The organism is Nocardioides panaciterrulae (genome assembly GCF_013409645.1).
Taxonomy (GTDB): domain Bacteria; phylum Actinomycetota; class Actinomycetes; order Propionibacteriales; family Nocardioidaceae; genus Nocardioides; species Nocardioides panaciterrulae.
In genome coordinates this window covers 3,300,269-3,317,804 of record NZ_JACCBG010000001.1, presented here as the reverse complement: position 1 = coordinate 3,317,804, position 17,536 = coordinate 3,300,269, and the positions used below count along the sequence as shown (strand labels likewise).

Here is a 17,536-nt window from a genome sequence, read left to right as displayed (position 1 = left end):
CCTCACTTGCGGACGCTGCCGGCGTCCTGGTGCCACCGCGCCGACCGCCACGTGGACCAGGACACCCGCCCCGAGCCCAGGATCTCGATCATGAAGCGCCACGGCCCCTCGTAGACGTTGTTGCGCCAGATGTTGTCCTGGTGCAGGGAGACGGCCTTGGCGACCCCTCGGCCCACGAATGGTGACCAGCCAGGGACCGTGCCGACGTTGCCCACCAGTCCCATGAACCCGCAGCCTCGGGCGGCCGTGCACCCTCCGGGGATCTGTGCGGGGTCGAACATGAACGTGTTGTGCTCCACCCGGAGGTGCTGGGTCTTCCAGCGACAGTCGTCGATGTAGGGGGGTCGGGAGAGGAGGTGGGGATTGCGGCAGCTGGCGACGGTGGCGACCCCGGGGTTGACGAGCGTGGTGAAGTCCGTGCTCGGGTTGTAGGGCGATCCCGCGAACCGCGCAGGGTTCTCCCAGGCCATGATGCCCGACCAGTTGTTCACGAAGAGATTGCCCGAGATCCTGAAGTGGCGGTTGTAGAGGTTGCCCGCGCGCACGTCGCTGCCGGCCTCGGAGAGGTAGATGGCGCCGGTGGGGAAGTCGCTGCCCTCTTCGCGCCCGATCGTCCAGCCGTTGCGCGCGAAGGTGTTGTCGCGGATCAGCGCGTTGTAGCTGATCTCGTAGAACAGGCCTTCGCCGTCGTTGTCGCTGATGTAGTTGTGCCTGAACAGGAAGCCCACGTCGTCGGTGTCGGCCCACAGGCCCGGTCCGTAGTTGTGGTGGACGTAGTTGCCCACGACACGAGCGTTGCGGGTCTCCCAGAACTTGCCACCGCCCGAGCATCCGCAACCCGGCTGGATCGACTCCCAGTCGGCCGTGTTGTTGCGCACGATCTCGTTGCCGCGGAGCACGATGTCGTGGACGCCGTCGAACTCGAAGGAGTCGAAGCCGTACTCGCCGTTCTCGCGAAGGCAGTTCTTGACCACCCGGGATTCGTTTCCGAGGAAGACGCCGGCCCCGGCGTTGCGCTGGATGGTGTTGTGATGGACGTACCAGTTGTCTCCCGACGCCTGGTTGACCACGCCCTCACCGGGGTTGTCGTCGATGCCCTGGCCGAAGTCCTGGATCGTCAGGTAGGAGATCGTCACGTGCTCGGCGTAACCGCCGAACGCGTACCTGTTCACCTCTCGTCCTTCGATCACGGCGCCGGGCGCCCCGATGAAGGTGTCGCCGTCCTTCGGCCCGACCTGGTCGTAGAGGTAGTCCCCGAAGGTGTGGACGCCGGGTTCCAGCCAGAAGGTGGTCCCTGGCGCTGATCGGTCGACGAGGCTTGGCAGGTCCTGTGACGTGCGTACCGCCTTGGCGCCGGGCGGTGGGCTGGCCGGTCCGTCGAGCTGCCGAGTGCCGCAGACCTTGTTCGGGTCGCCCGCACCGGCGGAACGCTGGGCGGAGGACCGTTCCGCACCCGTCGCTGTCGCGGCCTCAGTCGCGACCCGCTTCGAAGGGGCGGGGACCGTCGGTACCGCACCGACCAGGGCTGCCAGGAGAACGATCACCACCACCGGTCGCAGGCGCCGCGAGGGTGGGGTGAGGCCGGGCTGGGTCATGGGGAACCTCCACCGAGAAGGGAACCTGGCGCCGGGACCGCTCTGCCTGCACCGGTGGACCCGACCAGGGGATGACGGCTGACCCCCGGTGGGTCACGGCGTGAACAGAAGGGGCACCTCCAGGGGAGGGCTGCTCGCGATGCCGGCGGTGCTCCCGCCCCGCCACAGTGCCCACGGGCTGCAGCCGCGGCGGTACAGGTCCTCCAGGTGGGTCCGCTCCTTGAGCGTGTCCATGGGTGCCCAGAAGCCGTCGTACGGGACGGCGCGTGTCCGACCGACCCTGGCCGCCTTGACGCAGCCGTTCATGACGAGGTCGTCGCCCTCCTCGAGGAAGTCGAAGATCCCCTGTCGCAGCACGAAGTAGCCACCGTTGATGCGGAACGGCAGTGCGCTGGCGGGCACCAGCTCCGTCACCCTGCCGTCGTCGTCGCTCTGGACGACGTGGAAGGAGTCCCCGGGCTTGACGGTGAGGAACTGAGCGACCGCATCCGTCTCGCAGAACTGGTCGATGAGCTCGTTCATCGGGGCGTCGGTCAGGACATCGCCGTAGTTGGCGAGGAAGTACTCGTCGCCCTCGAGGTAGGGACGCACGCGGCGCAGCCGCTCGCCGATGGGCGTGTCCATGCCGGTGTCGATGAACGTGATCGTCCAGTCGCTGATGTCGGTGCCGAGCATGTCGACGTGCTGACCGCCCTTGGTGAGGACGAAGTCGTTCGACGCCGTCTCGCGGTAGTCGAGGAAGTAGTCCTTGACCGCGTTGGCGCCGTGCCCGAGGCAGAGGATGAACTCGTTGTGACCGAAGTGCGCGAAGTACCGCATGATGTGCCACAGCACCGGCCGGCTGCCGATCGGCATCATCGGCTTGGGCAGGGACTGGTTGTCGGTCCGCATCCGCATGCCGAGGCCGCCACAGAAGAGAACGACCTTCATCGTGCGTCCTTTCGTCGAAGGTCCGAGGATCCCGAGCCGCCTGTCAGCTCGTCGAAGACTGCGAGGTACGACGGCGCCTGGTGCTCCCAGGCGAGCTGCGCCTCGATCCGCTCACGGCCGTGCTTGCCCATGAGACCGCGTGCCTCCGGGTCGTCGATCAGGTCCACGAGCGCCTCGGCGTACCCCTGCGGGCCGGACGCCGGGTCGGCATAGACCGCCGCCTCGCCGGCCGAGACTCGGGTCTCCTTCAGGTCGAAGGCGACGACCGGCAGCCCGAAGGACATGTACTCCATCGTCTTGTTCATCGTGGACACGTCGTTGAGCGGGTTTCGCGGATCGGGGGAGAGACCGACGTCAGCTGTCGACAGCACCTCGGCGACGTACGCGTCGGGAACCCTCCCCGGGAGATCGACGTAGTCGCGAAGGCCGAGCCGGTCCCGCTCGGCGACCAGCTCGGCGTGGCAGTCGCCGCCGCCCATCAGCGTGAAGGAGATGTCGGTGCGTCCGAGACCGTGCACGATGTGGTCGACCGCCGCGAGGGCGACGTCGACGCCGTCCTGCGGACCCATCACGCCCAGGTAGGCGACGAGATGGTCGCGTCCGCGCCGTTCCGACGGCACCGGTGCGACGGGCTTCATGACCTGGGGGTCCGGACCTGTCCGGACCACGGAGACGTCCTCCGGCGTCTTGGCGCCACGCTCGATCGCGATCCGCCGGTAGGACTCGTTGGTCGAGGTGACCCGGTCCGCGGTGCGGAAGGTCGCGCGCTCCAGCAGTTCCAGCCCCTTCAGCGCGAGCCTCGAGCCGCCGGGGAACCGCGACTCGAACAGCTCGGGGCACAGGTCGTGGTGGTCGAACACGAAGCGCGACCCGTCCCGCATCCGCAGCCAGCGCGCCAGCGGCCAGAAGATGTCGGGCGGGTTGCAGGCCTGGACGACGTCGAACCGGCCGCGACGGCGTGCCTTCAACGCCAGTCGCGCGGTCGCGAGGAAGGAGTACGCGTACTCCAGCACGTAGCCCAGCGCGCTGCCGCCGGGCGCGTAGGGGCGGTAGCCGTGGATGGTCACCCCGTCGACCACCTGGTAGGCGCCGGTGTTCTTGCCCCGCGGGCAGACCACGGTGACGTCGTAGCCGGCGTCGCGCAGGGTCTGGCACTCGAGCCAGACTCGCCGGTCGAAGGGGACGGGCAGGTTCTGGACGATGATCAGGACTCGCGGGGAGGCTGTCACCAGCCCACCCCGCTGTAGCCGGGCAGCTCCTCCACGCTGCGCCCCAGGCGGCCGGAGAGGTCGAAGATGTGGGGCGTAGTCGCCTCCCGCAGTGCGGCGGTCACCACCGGGCCGGTGGCGGAGACGAGGGCGACCTCAGCACCGGAGAGCGCCGCCTCGGGGCTGCCGGCCAGCAGCCGGCTGAGGTGGGGCAGCCGCTCCTCGACGTGGCGCCGGTTCGCGCCGACGAGCCTGTCCGGATTGATGATCGGGTCGTAGATGCGGACGTCGAAGCCCTTCCCGAGGAGTCGTTCGGCGAGCTCGACGTTCGGACTCTCCCGCAGGTCGTCGGTGTTTGCCTTGAAGCTGAGTCCGAGGAGCGCAACCCGTCGCCTCCCCGTGGCAACCACGCGCTCCACGATGTCGCGCACCACCAGCTCGTTCGTCAAGGTGGTGCCGGAGAGCAGAGGCGCATCGACACCGTTCATGCGGGCCATGTGCAGCAGGGCTCGTAGATCCTTCGGCAGGCAGCTTCCCCCGTAGGCGAAACCGGGCCGCAGGTACGTCGAGGCGATGTTCAGCTTGGTGTCCTCGCAGAAGATCTCCATCACCTCCCGCGAGTCGACACCGAACCCGCGGAACACTCGAGCGAGCTCGTTGGCGAACGAGACCTTTGTCGCATGGAAGGCGTTGCAGGCGTACTTCAACGACTCGGCGGTCGTGGTCGCGACGTGTCGGGTCTCGAGGTCCAGGAACGAGAACAGCTTCGCCACGGTGGCCGCGGCCTTCTCATCCGCCGTCCCCACCACGACGAAGGGGGGCGCGAAGAAGTCCTTCACACTGACGCCCTCGCGCAGGAACTCCGGGCACATCGCCGTGGCGACCTCCCAGCCCGGCACCGGTTCGGCGAACACTGGGGCGACCAGGCGGTCGACCGTGCCCGGGGGGACCGTGCTCCGGACGACGACGGCGTGGAATCCGCTGACCGGCGGTTCGACGAGAGTCATCGCGTTCCGGATCTCCGCGGCCACCTTCTCGACGTAGGACAGGTCGGTGCTGCCCAGGTTGCCGGACGGAGTGCCGACGCAGACCAGCGAGAGGTCGGAGTGCTTGATCGCGTCCGGGACCGAGGTGGTTGCGCGGAGTCGTCCGCTGCGTGCCCCGGAGGCGATGAGCTCGACGATGCCGGGCTCGACGACGGGACTCTCGCCGGCGTTGATGGCCGCGACCTTGGCGGTGTCGACATCGACGCCGACCACGGTGTGCCCGCTGTCGGCAAGGCCCGCCGCGGTGACCGTGCCGACGTAACCGAGGCCGAAGACAGTGACCTTCATTGAGCCCCCCACAACGATCCGAATGTCCCTTGGATGGGCCCTTTCGGACCCGATTGCCTCACTCTGGATCGGCCCGGGCGGTGGGCTGGCGGTAGCGGCCCCCAGTTACTCAACGTTAGGGAGCGGGACCGCCGGCGTGGCTGGCCGACCCCGCCGCCGCGGTGGGCCGCGCATCTGCCTGGTCTCATCACGAGGACGCCGAGGGGTGTCCGGCACTCGAGTACTCGCACCTTCTTGCGGGCCGTCGACGATCCCGCGAGGTTCGGAGCGCTCCAGGAACGACTCGCTCAGGGGAGCGCGACGCCTACTGGTCGTTCCGTGGTCAGCCCCAGATGTCCCGGTGTGCGTTGAGAACGACCCGGGAGCCCTGCGGGTCGATCCGGATGGGCAGCTCCTTGAGGTCGCCGAGCGCGGCCCGGACGGCGCCCTGGTGCTCGAGGGGACAGCTGACCAGGACGAACCCGCCACCACCGGCGCCGGCGATCTTCGCGCCCGTCGCGCCGGCCAGGAGGGCGGCCTCCACGGACTCGTCCAGGGCGGCGTTGGAGACCCCGGTGGCAAGCTCCCGCTTCGCCCGCCAGCTCTTCCCGAGCGCGACACCTACGCAGCCGGTGTCGCCGGCCCGCAGTCCGTCAGCCGCCTCGGCGGCGAGGTCGCGCAGCAGGTGCAGCTGGTGGAGCCGGTCGACGATGTTGTCGCGCTGCTCCGTGAGGATCGTGTCGGCGCTGCGGGTGATGCCGGTGTAGAACAGCAGCAGCTGGGACTGGAGCTCCCGGTGGGCGAGCGGGTCGAGCCCGATCTTGTCGACCGCCACCCGGTCGCCCGGTCCGAACCGGATGTCGCAGATCCCGCCGTACGCCGCGGCGTACTGGTCCTGCTTGCCGATCGGCTTGCCGCACCGCTCGATCTCGATGGTGCAGGCCCGCTCCGCGAGCTCCTCGGCCGACACCTGCCGCCCCTGGTAGGTGAAGAGCGCGTGCAGCAGGCCGACGGTGACGGACGACGAAGATCCCAGTCCCGAGCCCGTGGACGGGATGTCAGCCAGCGTGGTGATCTCCACGCCGCGGCGCACGCCGGTCATGTGCATGGCCTCGCGCACCAGGTCGTGCTGGAGGTCCTCGACGCGGCCGACGATCTCCTTGCTCGAGTAGTTCACGTAGATGTCGTCGTCGAACCGCTGCTTGACCACGACGTAGACATACTTGTCGATCGCCGCGTTGAGCACCCGGCCACCGTGCTCCCGGTAGTAGTGCGGCAGGTCGGTGCCGCCACCGACCAGCCCGATCCGCAGTGGCGTCTGGGTGATGATCATGCTCGGTGACCGCCTTCCCAGTCGGCCCACTCGACCCGGGCGCGTTCGAGCGCCTCGGGGCTGCCGATGTCGCGGAGGTAGGCCTCACCGAGGTCGACCACTCGGGCCCGGCCCACCAGCCGGGGGAGCAGGTGGTGCCCGAGGTCACGGGGCGTCGGACCCTCGACGAGGCCGAGGACGTCGGGGTGGAACGCGTAGATGCCGGCGTTGGCGAGGTGCCCGCGTGGGCGCTGCGGCTTCTCCTGGAACCCGACCAGCACTCCGTCGCGGACCTCGAGCACCCCGCACCGGGTCGGGTCGTCGGCGTGGAAGGCGGTCACGGTGGCCGGGGCGCCGCCCTCGCGGTGGGCCTTGACCAGGCGTTGCACGTCGAAGTCGGTGAGGTTGTCGGCGTTGACGGCCAGGAACATCTCCTCACCGTCGACGAAGTCGTGGTTGGCCCGCAGGGTCCCGGCGCTGCCGAGGAGGACCGGCTCGTGGACGATCCGCACCCGCGGCCGATCACCACGCCGGGCGACGTGGGAGACGACCTGGTCGGCGAGGTGGTGCACGTTCACGAGCACCTCGTCGACGCCGCCGTCGGCGAGGGTGTCCAGCCACCGGTCGAGCAACGTGGTGCCGCCGACCTCGACCAGGCACTTGGGCGTGTGGTCGGTCAGCGGGCGCAGCCGGGTGCCGAGCCCGGCGGCCAGCAGCACCGCCTTCACACCTCGGCCCTCCGGACCACGCCGAGCGCTCGCATCTTCGCGTCCGCCTCGGCGAGCACGCGCTCGAGGTCGGGCATGGTCTCCAACCACGCGGCGTACTCCGCCACCGAGTCCGCGGGCGTCCGCTTCGGCGACCAGCCGAGGGCGGTGAGCGCCTCGATGTCGGAGAAGATGTGGCGGGTGTCGCCGAAGCGGTACTCCCCACTGACGCGTCCGGGCCGGTCCGAGCCGTAGTGCGCGCGGACCACCTCGGCGAACTCGGCGGTCGTGTACGCCGCGCCTCCACCGACGTTCAAGGCACGGCCGACGGCTTGGGGGTGGGTCAGCGCCAGCTCGTTGGCGGCGACCACGTCGTGGATGTTGACGTAGTCGCGGACCGCCCGGCCGTCCTCGTAGAGGACCGGTGCGCCACCGAGGAGGTAGTGCAGGCAGAAGATCCGGCACGCGCCCGAGTAGGCGTTGTAGACCGACTGGCGGGGGCCCTGGACGATGCTGTAGCGCAGCGCGACGGTCGGGATCCCGTACCGCTTGCCGAGGTTGAGGGCAACCATCTCCTCGCCGTACTTCGACATCCCGTAGGCGTTCTGCGGGTTCGACACGCGCTCGGGCGTGCGCGTGAGCTCCAGTGCGCCGCCGCACGTCGGGCACGGGAGCTCCCACCGGCCGCGGCGGAGGGCCTCCTCCGGGCGCATGTCGGGCGTCTGCTCACCGTCCTGCGGGCACAGGTAGAGCCCCTCGCCCATCGCGGCCTGGGACGAGGCCACGACCACCCGCTCCAGGTCGAGCCCCTCGGCGACCGCGACCTCGAAGAGCAGCGCGGTCGAGCCCACGTTGACGTCGGTGAACCGGGCGAAGTCGGTGAGGTAGTCCTGGTAGGCGGCGAAGTGGTAGACGGCGTCGACGCGGCGGAGCAGGTTCGCCAGCAGGTCCCGGTTGCGCACGTCGCCGACGAAGAGGTCCACCCCCGGGGTCAGGTACTGGGGGCGGCCGCCGCGGTGCACGGGCTCGGTGAGGGCGTCCAGGACCAGCACCTCGTGGCCGAGGTCCACCAGCCGGTCGCAGGTGTGCGAGCCGATGAAGCCGGCCCCGCCGGTGACCAGGATCCTCACGAGGCACCGCCCGTCCGGCGATGGACCTCCCGGTACACCTCGAGGGTCTGGGCGCCGGTCCGTGCCCAGGTGAACTCGCCGGCCCGCTCCGGACCGAGCTTGCGCAGCCCGTCGGCGCTGTCCAGGCATGCCTCGACGATCGCCGTCGCCAGGGACGACGGGTCGTGAGGGTCGGCGAGCAGCGCGGCTCCTCCGGCGGTCTCCGGCATCGCGCTCCGGTCGGAGGTGACCACCGGGCACGCGCACGCCATCGCCTCCAGGATGGGCAGCCCGAAGGTCTCGTTGAACGAGGGGTACACGAAGACGTCGGCCGCGCGGTAGAACGGCACGGTGTCGGTGAGCGGCACGCCGCCCACCCAGCTGACCAGGTCGGCGAGACCCAGGTCCTCGGCGAGGCGACGCAGGCGTCCGGCGTACTCGGTGTCGCGGGCGGAGCCGACCACCACCAGCCGGTGGCCGGGGAGGGCCTCCCGGGCGAGCGCGAAGGCACGCAGGAGGCCCTCGCAGTTCTTGTAGGGCCACAGCGAGGACACGAACAGGACGAAGGGGCCGGTCACGCCGTACCGCTCGCGGAGGACGGCAGCGGCCGCCTCGCGGTCCCCCGGCCGGAAGACCTCGTGGTCCACGGCCTCGGGGATCAAGCACAGCTTCGCGGGGTCGACGTCGAGGTGGCGTTGCACCTCGGCGCGCAGGCTCTCGGAGTTGATGATGATCGCGTCGGCGACCTCGGCCGTCCGGGGATAGCTGCGCCGGCGGTACCAGCGGACCAGCGGCGGGATCGCGGCCGGGTCGGTGTAGGCGTGCATCGTCTTGAAGTGCGCGACCAGCCCCGGGGTCGGCTTCACCACCGGGGCGATGAGCGTGCTCAGCACGTCAATCCGGTGCCGCCGCAGCGCCACCGGCGAGTAGAGGTGCTCGCTGAGGGTGCGCAACCGGGGGTGTTCGTTGGACCACGGGAAGGTCAGGTGGCTCACCCCCCGTCCGGCGGTCAGGTGGCCCGACCTGGACCGGGGGCTGGTCATCAGGCAGATCTCCTCGTCGGCGGTCAGCCGCGCGGCCATCTCGGGGAGGACGCGGGTCCAGAACCAGTGCGCCCCCGAGGGATGGTCCGGGTGGTCGGTGAGCAGGTTGACGGCAACGCGCATGGCTGCTCAGAAGACCGTCGAGGCGACCAGGTCCGGAGCGATCCTGGACTGGCGGACGTACTGCGCGAGCAGGTGCATGCACACCTGGTGGGCGTCTTCGACCACGCCGTAGTTGTCCGACCGGACGTGGATCGAGGCGCTCGCCAGCTCCCGCGCCGGTCCGCCCTCGAATCCCGTGAGCGCGATGGTCTGCAACCCGAGGGCGTGTGCACACTCCATCGCCTCGACGATGTTGGGGGAGCGGCCCGAGGACGAGATCACCACCAGGACGTCGCCCGGACGTGCGAGCGACTCCAGCTGGAACCTGAACACCGACTCGTAGCCCATGTCGTTGGCGATGGCGCTGATCACCTCGATGTTGGTGCTGAGGCTGATCACCCGGGTTCGCAGGTCGGTGCCGGTCCGCACCCCCTTGCCGTGGTCGCACTGGAGGTGGTTGGCGATCGAGGCTGATCCGCCGTTGCCGCAGGCGAACACCGCCGCGTCCCGCTCGTACGCCGTGAGCAGCGTCTTCGCCGCGCGCTCGAGCTCCCCCAGGTCGACGGTCGCCAGCGCCCGCGCGAGCTCCTCGGAGTAGTCGTGGGCGAAGAAGCCGGCGGACTCGTAACGCGCGCGGGGGAAGCCGCTCGTGGGCAGCCGGTCGGGCCGCGCACCGGTGTCGCTCAGAACGAGCGCGACTGCTGTGGCCAGGTCGGGCACGGTGGTCACGCCCGGGTCGACCGGGTCGCCCGGTGCGGCGGCGCCGGAGGCGATGTGGATCGGACGGGCGCCCACCGCCCGTGCCAGGCCGATGTCCGAGGGCCGGTCACCCACCACCCAGGAGACGCTCAGGTCCAGGTCCAGCGCCTCGGCGGCCGCGTAGGCCATGCCCGGACCCGGCTTGCGGTCCCAGCTGGCCCGCGCGAAACCGGTGACGATGCCCTCGGGGTGGTACGGGCAGAACAGCCACAGGTCGACCCACGCACCGGCCCGGGCCAGCTCGGCGTCGATGTGGGCGTGCACCGCCTCGACGTCCGTCATGCCGAAGTGCCCGCGGGCCACGCCGGCCTGGTTGGTGACGACCGCGACCGGTACGCCGGCGGCGTTGAGCGCGGCGATCGCCTCGACCGCGCCGTCCAGGAAGCGCACCCGCTCGACCGAGCCGACGTACCCGTCGTCGGCGATGATCGTGCCGTCCCGGTCGAGCAGGACGCCCGGGCGGCTCATCGAGCCGTGCCCGTTCGCCGAATGCTCCGTGCTCCGTGCCTGTCCACGGCAACCCCCTCGTGGTGTTCGAGACGCCGGCGCGCGGGACGGGCCCTGCGCGGTGACGCGAGCGTACGAACGAGACGCGCTCGGCCGGGGGAGTTGCTCGGGCCGGTACCCAACTGTAGGGAGGGACCTGCCAGGCGACCCGCGGCTCCCCGCCGCTGTTCCAGTTGTGACGGTCGCGAGGGACTGGAAGACCCGGACCTCTCGGCCCTCCGCACAGGCGCGGGCACGTGCAACTGGTCGCCGTACACTCGAAGTCCCCCCCGGCCGCGCTTGGCAGGGGGCTGTCGTGCTGTCTCCACCGCACCCCCAAGGAGCCCCTCGGTGCCGATCTCCGGCCTCGCCGACGCAGTCCTCGCCGAGCCCGTCCTGGCCGAGGCCATGGCCGACGCCCGCGACGGGCTGCGCCCCGCCCTGGACCTGACCGGACCCGCGGCCCTGCGGCCCTTCGTCATCGCCGGCCTGGTCGGTGCCGGGCGCACCGTGCTGGCCGTGACCGCGACGTCTCGCGAGGCCGAGGACCTGGTCACCGCGCTCGGCGACCTGGTCGACCCCGCCGAGGTGGCCTACTACCCGAGCTGGGAGACGCTGCCGCACGAGCGGCTGAGCCCCCGCAGCGACACCGTCGGGCGGCGGCTGGCGGTGCTGCGCCGCCTGTGCCACCCCGGGGTCTCGTCGGATTCGACCACCGGAACACCGAACGGGCCCCTGAAGGTGGTCGTGGCGCCGGTGCGTTCGGTGCTGCAGCCCCAGGTCAAGGGTCTGGGGGATCTCGAGCCCGTCGAGCTCGCCCCCGGGGACAGCGCGCCGCTCGAGGACGTCGTACGCCGGCTGGCGGACGCGGCCTACTCGCGGGTGGACCTGGTGGAGCGACGCGGCGAGTTCGCGGTGCGCGGCGGGATCGTCGACGTCTTCCCCCCGACCGAGGAGCACCCGCTGCGGGTGGAGTTCTGGGGCGACGACGTCGAGGAGATCCGCAGCTTCTCGGTGGCCGACCAGCGCGCCCTGGACAAGGTCGAGCGGCTCTGGGCGCCGCCGTGCCGCGAGCTGCTGCTCACTGAGCAGGTCCGGGCTCGGGCAGCCGACCTGGGCCGCACCCACCCCCAGCTGGTCGAGCTGACCGACAAGATCGCCGCCGGCATCGCGGTCGAGGGTATGGAGTCGCTGTCACCCGTGCTGGTCGACGACATGGAGCTGCTGGTCGATCTGATGCCGGCCGAGACCCACGTGCTGGTGCTCGACCCCGAGCGCGCCCGCAGCCGTGCCCACGACCTGGTCGCCACCAGCGAGGAGTTCCTCGGTGCGAGCTGGGCGGCCGCCGCCGGCGGCGGGAGCGCGCCCATCGACCTCGGCGCCGCGTCGTACCGGACCCTCGCCGACGTGCGCCAGCAGTCGCTGGAGCAGGCCAAGCCGTGGTGGACCATGAGCCCGTTCGGGATCGCCGACGCCGGCGACGGGCGGCCGCTGCGCGACTCGCTCGGCGAGGTGGTCAGCGTCGACGTCGACGTGCTCGCGGGCGCGGTGCCGAGCCGGGAGCTGCCGGCGACGGCGGTCGACGCCTACCGCGGTGACGTCGAGCGGGCGCTCGCCGACGTGCGTCGCTGGCTGGGGGAGGGCAAGCGGTTGGCGGTCGTCCATCCCGGTCACGGCCCCGCGCAGCGCATGGTGGAGGTGCTCGCCGAGCACGACGTCGCCGCGCGGATGGTCGAGCCCGACGAGGTGGTGCTCGAGCCGAACGTCGTCACCGTGACCTGCGGCGCGCTCACCCAGGGCTTCGTCGACGACGGCGCCGGGGTGGTGCTGCTGACCCACGAGGACCTCTCGGGCCAGAAGTCCTCCACCCGCGACATGCGCAAGATGCCCGCGCGCCGCAAGCGGCAGATCGACCCGCTGGAGCTGAAGGCCGGCGACTACGTCGTGCACGAGCAGCACGGCGTCGGCCGGTTCGTGGAGATGAAGCAGCGTGAGGTCGGGGGCGCGGTGCGCGAGTACCTCGTGCTGGAGTACGGCGCCTCCAAGCGGGGCGCCCCGCCGGACCGGCTCTACGTGCCGGCCGACGCGCTGGACCAGGTGACCCGGTACGTCGGGGGCGAGCAGCCGTCCCTGGACCGGCTCGGCGGCTCCGACTGGGCCAAGCGCAAGGGCCGAGCCCGCAAGGCGGTCCGCGAGATCGCCGCGGAGCTGATCAAGCTCTACGCCGCCCGGCAGGCGACCCAGGGCTTCGCGTTCGGGCCGGACACCCCCTGGCAGCGCGAGCTGGAGGACGCGTTCCCGTTCCAGGAGACCCCCGACCAGCTCAGCACGGTCGACGAGGTCAAGGCCGACATGCGCCGGACCATGCCGATGGACCGCCTGATCTGCGGCGACGTCGGCTACGGCAAGACCGAGATCGCCGTCCGGGCGGCGTTCAAGGCCATCCAGGACGGCAAGCAGGTCGCCGTGCTCGTCCCCACCACGCTGCTGGTCAACCAGCACCTCTCGACGTTCACCGAGCGGATGAGCGGTTTCCCGGTCGTGCTGAAGGGCCTCTCGCGCTTCCAGACCGACAAGGAGGCCCGCGAGGTGATGGCCGGCATGGCCGACGGCAGCATCGACGTGGTTGTCGGCACGCACCGGCTGCTCAACCCCGACGTCCGGTTCAAGGACCTCGGCCTGATCATCGTCGACGAGGAGCAGCGCTTCGGCGTCGAGCACAAGGAGCAGATGAAGCGGCTGCGCACGTCGGTCGACGTGCTCTCGATGTCGGCCACCCCGATCCCGCGGACCCTGGAGATGGCGATCACCGGCATCCGCGAGATGTCGACGATCACCACCCCGCCGGAGGAGCGCCACCCGGTGCTGACGTACGTCGGGGCCTACGAGGACCGCCAGGTGGTCGCGGCGGTCCGGCGCGAGCTGCTGCGCGAGGGACAGGTCTTCTACATCCACAACCGCGTCAACTCCATCGAGAAGGCGGCGGCGCGGATCCGCGAGCTGGTACCCGACGCCCGGGTGGCCACCGCGCACGGCCAGATGAACGAGCGCCAGCTCGAGCAGGTGATGGTCGACTTCTGGGAGAAGCGCTTCGACGTGCTGGTCTGCACGACCCTGGTCGAGTCCGGCCTGGACGTCTCCAACGCCAACACGATGATCATCGAGCGCGCCGACACCCTCGGCCTCTCCCAGCTGCACCAGCTGCGCGGCCGGGTCGGCCGGTCGCGCGAACGGGCCTACGCCTACTTCCTCTACCCGGCCGAGAAGCCGCTGACCGAGACCGCCCACGAGCGGCTGGCCACGCTGGCCCAGCACTCCGACCTCGGCGGTGGCATGGCGATCGCGATGAAGGACCTCGAGATCCGTGGCGCCGGCAACCTGCTCGGCGGCCAGCAGTCCGGCCACATCGCCGACGTCGGCTTCGACCTCTACGTCCGGTTGGTCGGCGAGGCGGTCCAGGACTTCCGAGGCGACAAGGAGCCGGAGCTGGGGGAGGTCCGCATCGAGCTGCCCGTCGACGCGCACCTGCCGCACGGCTACATCCCCAGCGAGCGGCTGCGCCTGGAGATGTACAAGCGGCTGGCCGAGGTCCGCTGCGACGCGGACGTCGACCTGATCAACGAGGAGCTGCTCGACCGGTACGGCGAGCCCCCGCAGGAGGTCTCCTCCCTGCTGCTGGTCGCGCGGTTCCGGGCCCGGGCCCGCCAGGCGGGCGTCGGTGAGGTCACGATCGCCGGCAAGAACGTCCGGTTCGCGCCGGTGTCGCTGCCGGACTCGCGGGTGGTGCGGCTGAACCGGATGTATCCGAGGTCGATCGTGAAGACCCAGCTCGACACGATCCTGGTGCCACGCCCGCAGACCGCCGTGGTCGGGGGTAAGCCGATCTCGGGCATCGCCCTGCTTGAATGGGCCCGCGGTGTGATCGACGCCATCATCGACCCACCGCAGGAGCAAGCCCAGAACAAGCCCGCAACGGGCTCGTGAGCGAGGAGAAGTCGTGAGCATGTCCCGTCCGCTGCTCGGCGTGGTGTCCCTGTCGTTGACCGTCCTGCTGGGCGGGGGACTGTCCGGCTGCGGCGTGGCCGGCACCGCCTTCCACCCCGGCGTGGCCGCGCAGGTCGACGGCGACACGATCACCGTCTCGAAGGTCGACGACGTCGCGCACAGCTACTGCGACGCGATCGTCAAGCAGCTCCAGGCGCAGAACCAGGCGCTGCCCCTGAGCTACCTGCGCGGCGGGGTCGCCGGCGAGCTGACCCTCCGGGCGGCCGCCGAGCAGTTCGCGCACAAGTACGGCGTCGGCCCGGGGGACCAGTACCAGCGCAAGGTGACCCAGCTCCAGACCGCCACCTCCACGCTGCCGCAGGACCAGGTGGACGCCGTGGTCGAGATCGAATCCGCCGGCACCTACATCTCCGGGGTCCAGCAGGCCGTCGGCGAGAAGCTGCTGCAGCAGCAGGGCACCGCCCAGCCGTCGCTGTCCGCGGCGAGCAAGGCCGGCGCGAAGGCGTTCGTCGCGTGGCTCGACCAGCAGGACGTCGACATCAACCCGCAGTTCGGCGTCGAGCTCAAGAACGGGCAGGCGGTGCCGACCGACACCAGCGTGTCCTACCCGCTGAGCGACGCGGCCAAGCAGGGCACCGCCCAGACCCCGGACCAGACCTATGCCGCGGGGCTGCCAGCCTCGCACCGCTGCGGCTGAGGCCGTCGCCGATCCTGTGGCCGATCCCGTGGCCGGTCCCGGCTCCACCTCCGACGAGCCCCTGCTGGAGTTCCGCGAGGTGATGCGCCGGCTGCGCGCCGAGTGCGGGTGGAAGCGGGAGCAGACCCACCGGTCGCTGTCCAGGTACCTCCTCGAGGAGCTCCACGAGACGCTCGAGGCCCTCGACACCTGGGAGCACGCCGCGGATCCCGCCGACCCGGCGGCCGCCGAGCACCTGTGCGAGGAGCTCGGCGACCTGCTGCTGCAGGTCTACTTCCACGCGGTGATCGCCGAGGAGGCCGGCAGCTTCACCCTGGACGACGTCGCGCGCGGCATCGTCGAGAAGATGCGACGTCGCAACCCGCACGTCTTCGCCCCCGAGGGAGAGCCCCGTGCGCCCGCCGGCGACGCGGCGGCGATCAACGAGGCCTGGCAGGAGATCAAGGCGGCGGAGAAGGCCCGCTCCTCGGTCACCGAGGGCCTCCCGCCGACGCTGCCGGCCCTGCTGCACGCCGACAAGGTGCTCGACCGGCTCGCTCGCGAGCGCCGGCGGTCAGCGGTCGAGGAGGTGGCGCAGCGGCCCTCTCGAGGCTCCGACGTCGGGGACCGACTCCTCGCGCTCGTGGCGGAGGCGCACGACGCCGGCGTCGATCCGGAGCAGGCCCTGCGTGACGCGGTCCGCCGCCTCCTCTGACCCGGCTCCTTGTTGAGTTGGGCCCGGTGCCGGTGCGAGTTGGGTCCCGTGCCGGTGCGAGTTGGGCCCGGTGCCGGTGCGAGTTGGGCCCGGTGCCGGTGCGAGTTGGGCCCGGTGCCGGCGGGCGAGGCGTGGACGACGTCGTACGGCGTCAGCCACCGTCGCTCGGACCGACCCGGCCCCACCCGCCTCACCGGGACTAGGCTGGGGCGCGGCCGTCGCCGGTAGGAGGGACGGCCCGACCCACTCGATCCAGACCCAGGAGCGACCCCGTGGCATCCATCGAAGCTGTCGGCGCCCGCGAGATCCTCGACTCGCGCGGCAACCCCACCGTCGAGGTCGAGGTCCTGCTCGACGACGGGTCCTTCGCCCGGGCGGACGTGCCCAGCGGTGCCTCCACCGGCGCCTTCGAGGCGGTCGAGCTGCGCGACGGCGGCGACCGGTACGGCGGCAAGGGCGTGGCCAACGCGGTCGACGGGGTCATCCAGACGATCGGCCCGGCGGTCGAGGGCCTGGACGCCGACGACCAGCGCCTGGTGGACCAGACCATGCTCGAGCTCGACGCCACGCCCAACAAGGCCAAGCTGGGCGCCAACGCGATCCTCGGCGTCTCGCTCGCCGTCGCGCGCGCCGCGGCCGACTCCGCCGGCCTACCGCTCTACCGGTACGTCGGCGGCCCGAACGCGCACGTGCTCCCGGTGCCGATGATGAACATCCTCAACGGGGGCTCGCACGCCGACTCCAACGTCGACATCCAGGAGTTCATGATCGCGCCGATCGGCGCGAGCACCTTCCGCGAGGCGCTCCAGCACGGCGCGGAGGTCTACCACGCGCTGAAGTCGGTGCTGAAGAAGAAGGGCCTCGCGACCGGACTCGGCGACGAGGGCGGCTTCGCGCCCGACCTCGACAGCAACCGCGCGGCCCTCGACCTGATCGCCGAGGCCGTCGCCGCGGCCGGGCTGGACCTCGGCACCGACATCGCGCTGGCGATGGACGTCGCCGCGAGCGAGTTCTTCGCCGCGTCGGATTCCGGGCCGGGTTCCTACGCCTTCGAGGGCGGGACCCGGTCGGCCGCCGAGATGACCTCCTACTACGCCGAGCTGGCCTCGGCGTACCCGATCGTCAGCATCGAGGACCCCCTGCACGAGGACGACTGGGACGGCTGGAAGACGCTCACCGACGAGCTCGGGGGGCGGGTGCAGATCGTCGGTGACGACCTCTTCGTCACCAACGTCGAGCGGCTCCAGCGCGGCATCGACGGCGGCCAGGCCAACGCGCTGCTGGTCAAGGTCAACCAGATCGGCTCGCTGACCGAGACCCTGGACTCGGTGGAGCTCGCGCACCGCAACGGCTACCGCTGCATGATGAGCCACCGCTCGGGCGAGACCGAGGACACCACGATCGCCGACCTGGCGGTGGCCACGAACTGCGGCCAGATCAAGACCGGCGCGCCCGCGCGCTCCGAGCGTGTCGCCAAGTACAACCAGCTGCTGCGCATCGAGGACGAGCTCGGCGAGGCGGCGCGCTATGCCGGTGCGGCCGCGTTCCCCCGATTCCGCGGCTGAGCGGGGGACAA

Annotated in this window: 13 protein-coding genes; 4 read left to right on the top strand and 9 right to left on the bottom strand. The window is 71.0% G+C overall.

Annotated features, from left to right (window positions below):
* Window positions 1-2 precede the first annotated feature (2 nt).
* From BJZ21_RS15800 to BJZ21_RS15760, 9 genes are all read right to left on the bottom strand, one after another.
* Window positions 3-1,595 (bottom strand): right-handed parallel beta-helix repeat-containing protein, encoded by a 1,593-nt coding sequence (locus BJZ21_RS15800; protein ID WP_179664627.1) that lies wholly within the window; start codon window positions 1,593-1,595, stop codon window positions 3-5.
* 93 nt (window positions 1,596-1,688) lie between these two features.
* Window positions 1,689-2,525 (bottom strand): sugar phosphate nucleotidyltransferase, encoded by an 837-nt coding sequence (locus BJZ21_RS15795; protein ID WP_179664626.1) that lies wholly within the window; start codon window positions 2,523-2,525, stop codon window positions 1,689-1,691.
* Window positions 2,522-3,754 carry a glycosyltransferase family 4 protein gene (locus BJZ21_RS15790; RefSeq protein ID WP_218851517.1) on the bottom strand — a complete coding sequence of 411 codons (1,233 nt, stop codon included), beginning with the start codon at window positions 3,752-3,754 and terminating at the stop codon, window positions 2,522-2,524. Before BJZ21_RS15790 ends, BJZ21_RS15795 begins: the two co-directional genes overlap by 4 nt.
* The gene (locus tag BJZ21_RS15785) at window positions 3,751-5,067 is read right to left on the bottom strand and encodes a UDP-glucose dehydrogenase family protein (protein WP_179664625.1); all 1,317 of its coding nucleotides are present in this window, start codon (window positions 5,065-5,067) and stop codon (window positions 3,751-3,753) included. Before BJZ21_RS15785 ends, BJZ21_RS15790 begins: the two co-directional genes overlap by 4 nt.
* 322 nt (window positions 5,068-5,389) lie before the next feature.
* Window positions 5,390-6,379, bottom strand: a complete 990-nt coding sequence (locus BJZ21_RS15780) for a GHMP family kinase ATP-binding protein (RefSeq protein ID WP_179664624.1) — start codon at window positions 6,377-6,379, stop codon at window positions 5,390-5,392.
* Complete coding sequence (locus tag BJZ21_RS15775; RefSeq protein ID WP_179664623.1) at window positions 6,376-7,086, bottom strand: sugar phosphate nucleotidyltransferase; 711 nt, start codon at window positions 7,084-7,086, stop codon at window positions 6,376-6,378. Before BJZ21_RS15775 ends, BJZ21_RS15780 begins: the two co-directional genes overlap by 4 nt.
* Window positions 7,083-8,195 (bottom strand): NAD-dependent epimerase/dehydratase family protein, encoded by a 1,113-nt coding sequence (locus BJZ21_RS15770; protein ID WP_179664622.1) that lies wholly within the window; start codon window positions 8,193-8,195, stop codon window positions 7,083-7,085. Before BJZ21_RS15770 ends, BJZ21_RS15775 begins: the two co-directional genes overlap by 4 nt.
* Window positions 8,192-9,340 carry a glycosyltransferase family 4 protein gene (locus tag BJZ21_RS15765; protein WP_179664621.1) on the bottom strand — a complete coding sequence of 383 codons (1,149 nt, stop codon included), beginning with the start codon at window positions 9,338-9,340 and terminating at the stop codon, window positions 8,192-8,194. Before BJZ21_RS15765 ends, BJZ21_RS15770 begins: the two co-directional genes overlap by 4 nt.
* Before the next feature lie 6 nt (window positions 9,341-9,346).
* Complete coding sequence (locus tag BJZ21_RS15760) at window positions 9,347-10,546, bottom strand: HAD-IIIA family hydrolase (RefSeq protein WP_179664620.1); 1,200 nt, start codon at window positions 10,544-10,546, stop codon at window positions 9,347-9,349.
* A gap of 426 nt (window positions 10,547-10,972) precedes the next feature.
* Between BJZ21_RS15760 and mfd the strand changes: the two genes are divergently transcribed.
* The 4 genes from mfd (at window position 10,973) to eno (ending at window position 17,525) form a co-directional block, all read left to right on the top strand.
* Window positions 10,973-14,548 carry a transcription-repair coupling factor gene (mfd, locus tag BJZ21_RS15755; protein WP_218852053.1) on the top strand — a complete coding sequence of 1,192 codons (3,576 nt, stop codon included), beginning with the start codon at window positions 10,973-10,975 and terminating at the stop codon, window positions 14,546-14,548.
* Window positions 14,549-14,561: 13 nt separating this feature from the next.
* Window positions 14,562-15,266 (top strand): hypothetical protein, encoded by a 705-nt coding sequence (locus tag BJZ21_RS15750; protein WP_179664618.1) that lies wholly within the window; start codon window positions 14,562-14,564, stop codon window positions 15,264-15,266.
* 16 nt (window positions 15,267-15,282) lie between these two features.
* A complete protein-coding gene (locus BJZ21_RS15745) occupies window positions 15,283-15,960 on the top strand; it encodes a MazG nucleotide pyrophosphohydrolase domain-containing protein (RefSeq protein WP_179664617.1) in 678 nt (225 codons plus the stop codon).
* Between the two features lie 272 nt (window positions 15,961-16,232).
* On the top strand, window positions 16,233-17,525 hold the full coding sequence (gene eno, locus BJZ21_RS15740) for a phosphopyruvate hydratase (RefSeq protein WP_179664616.1): 1,293 nt from the start codon (window positions 16,233-16,235) through the stop codon (window positions 17,523-17,525).
* Window positions 17,526-17,536 lie beyond the last annotated feature (11 nt).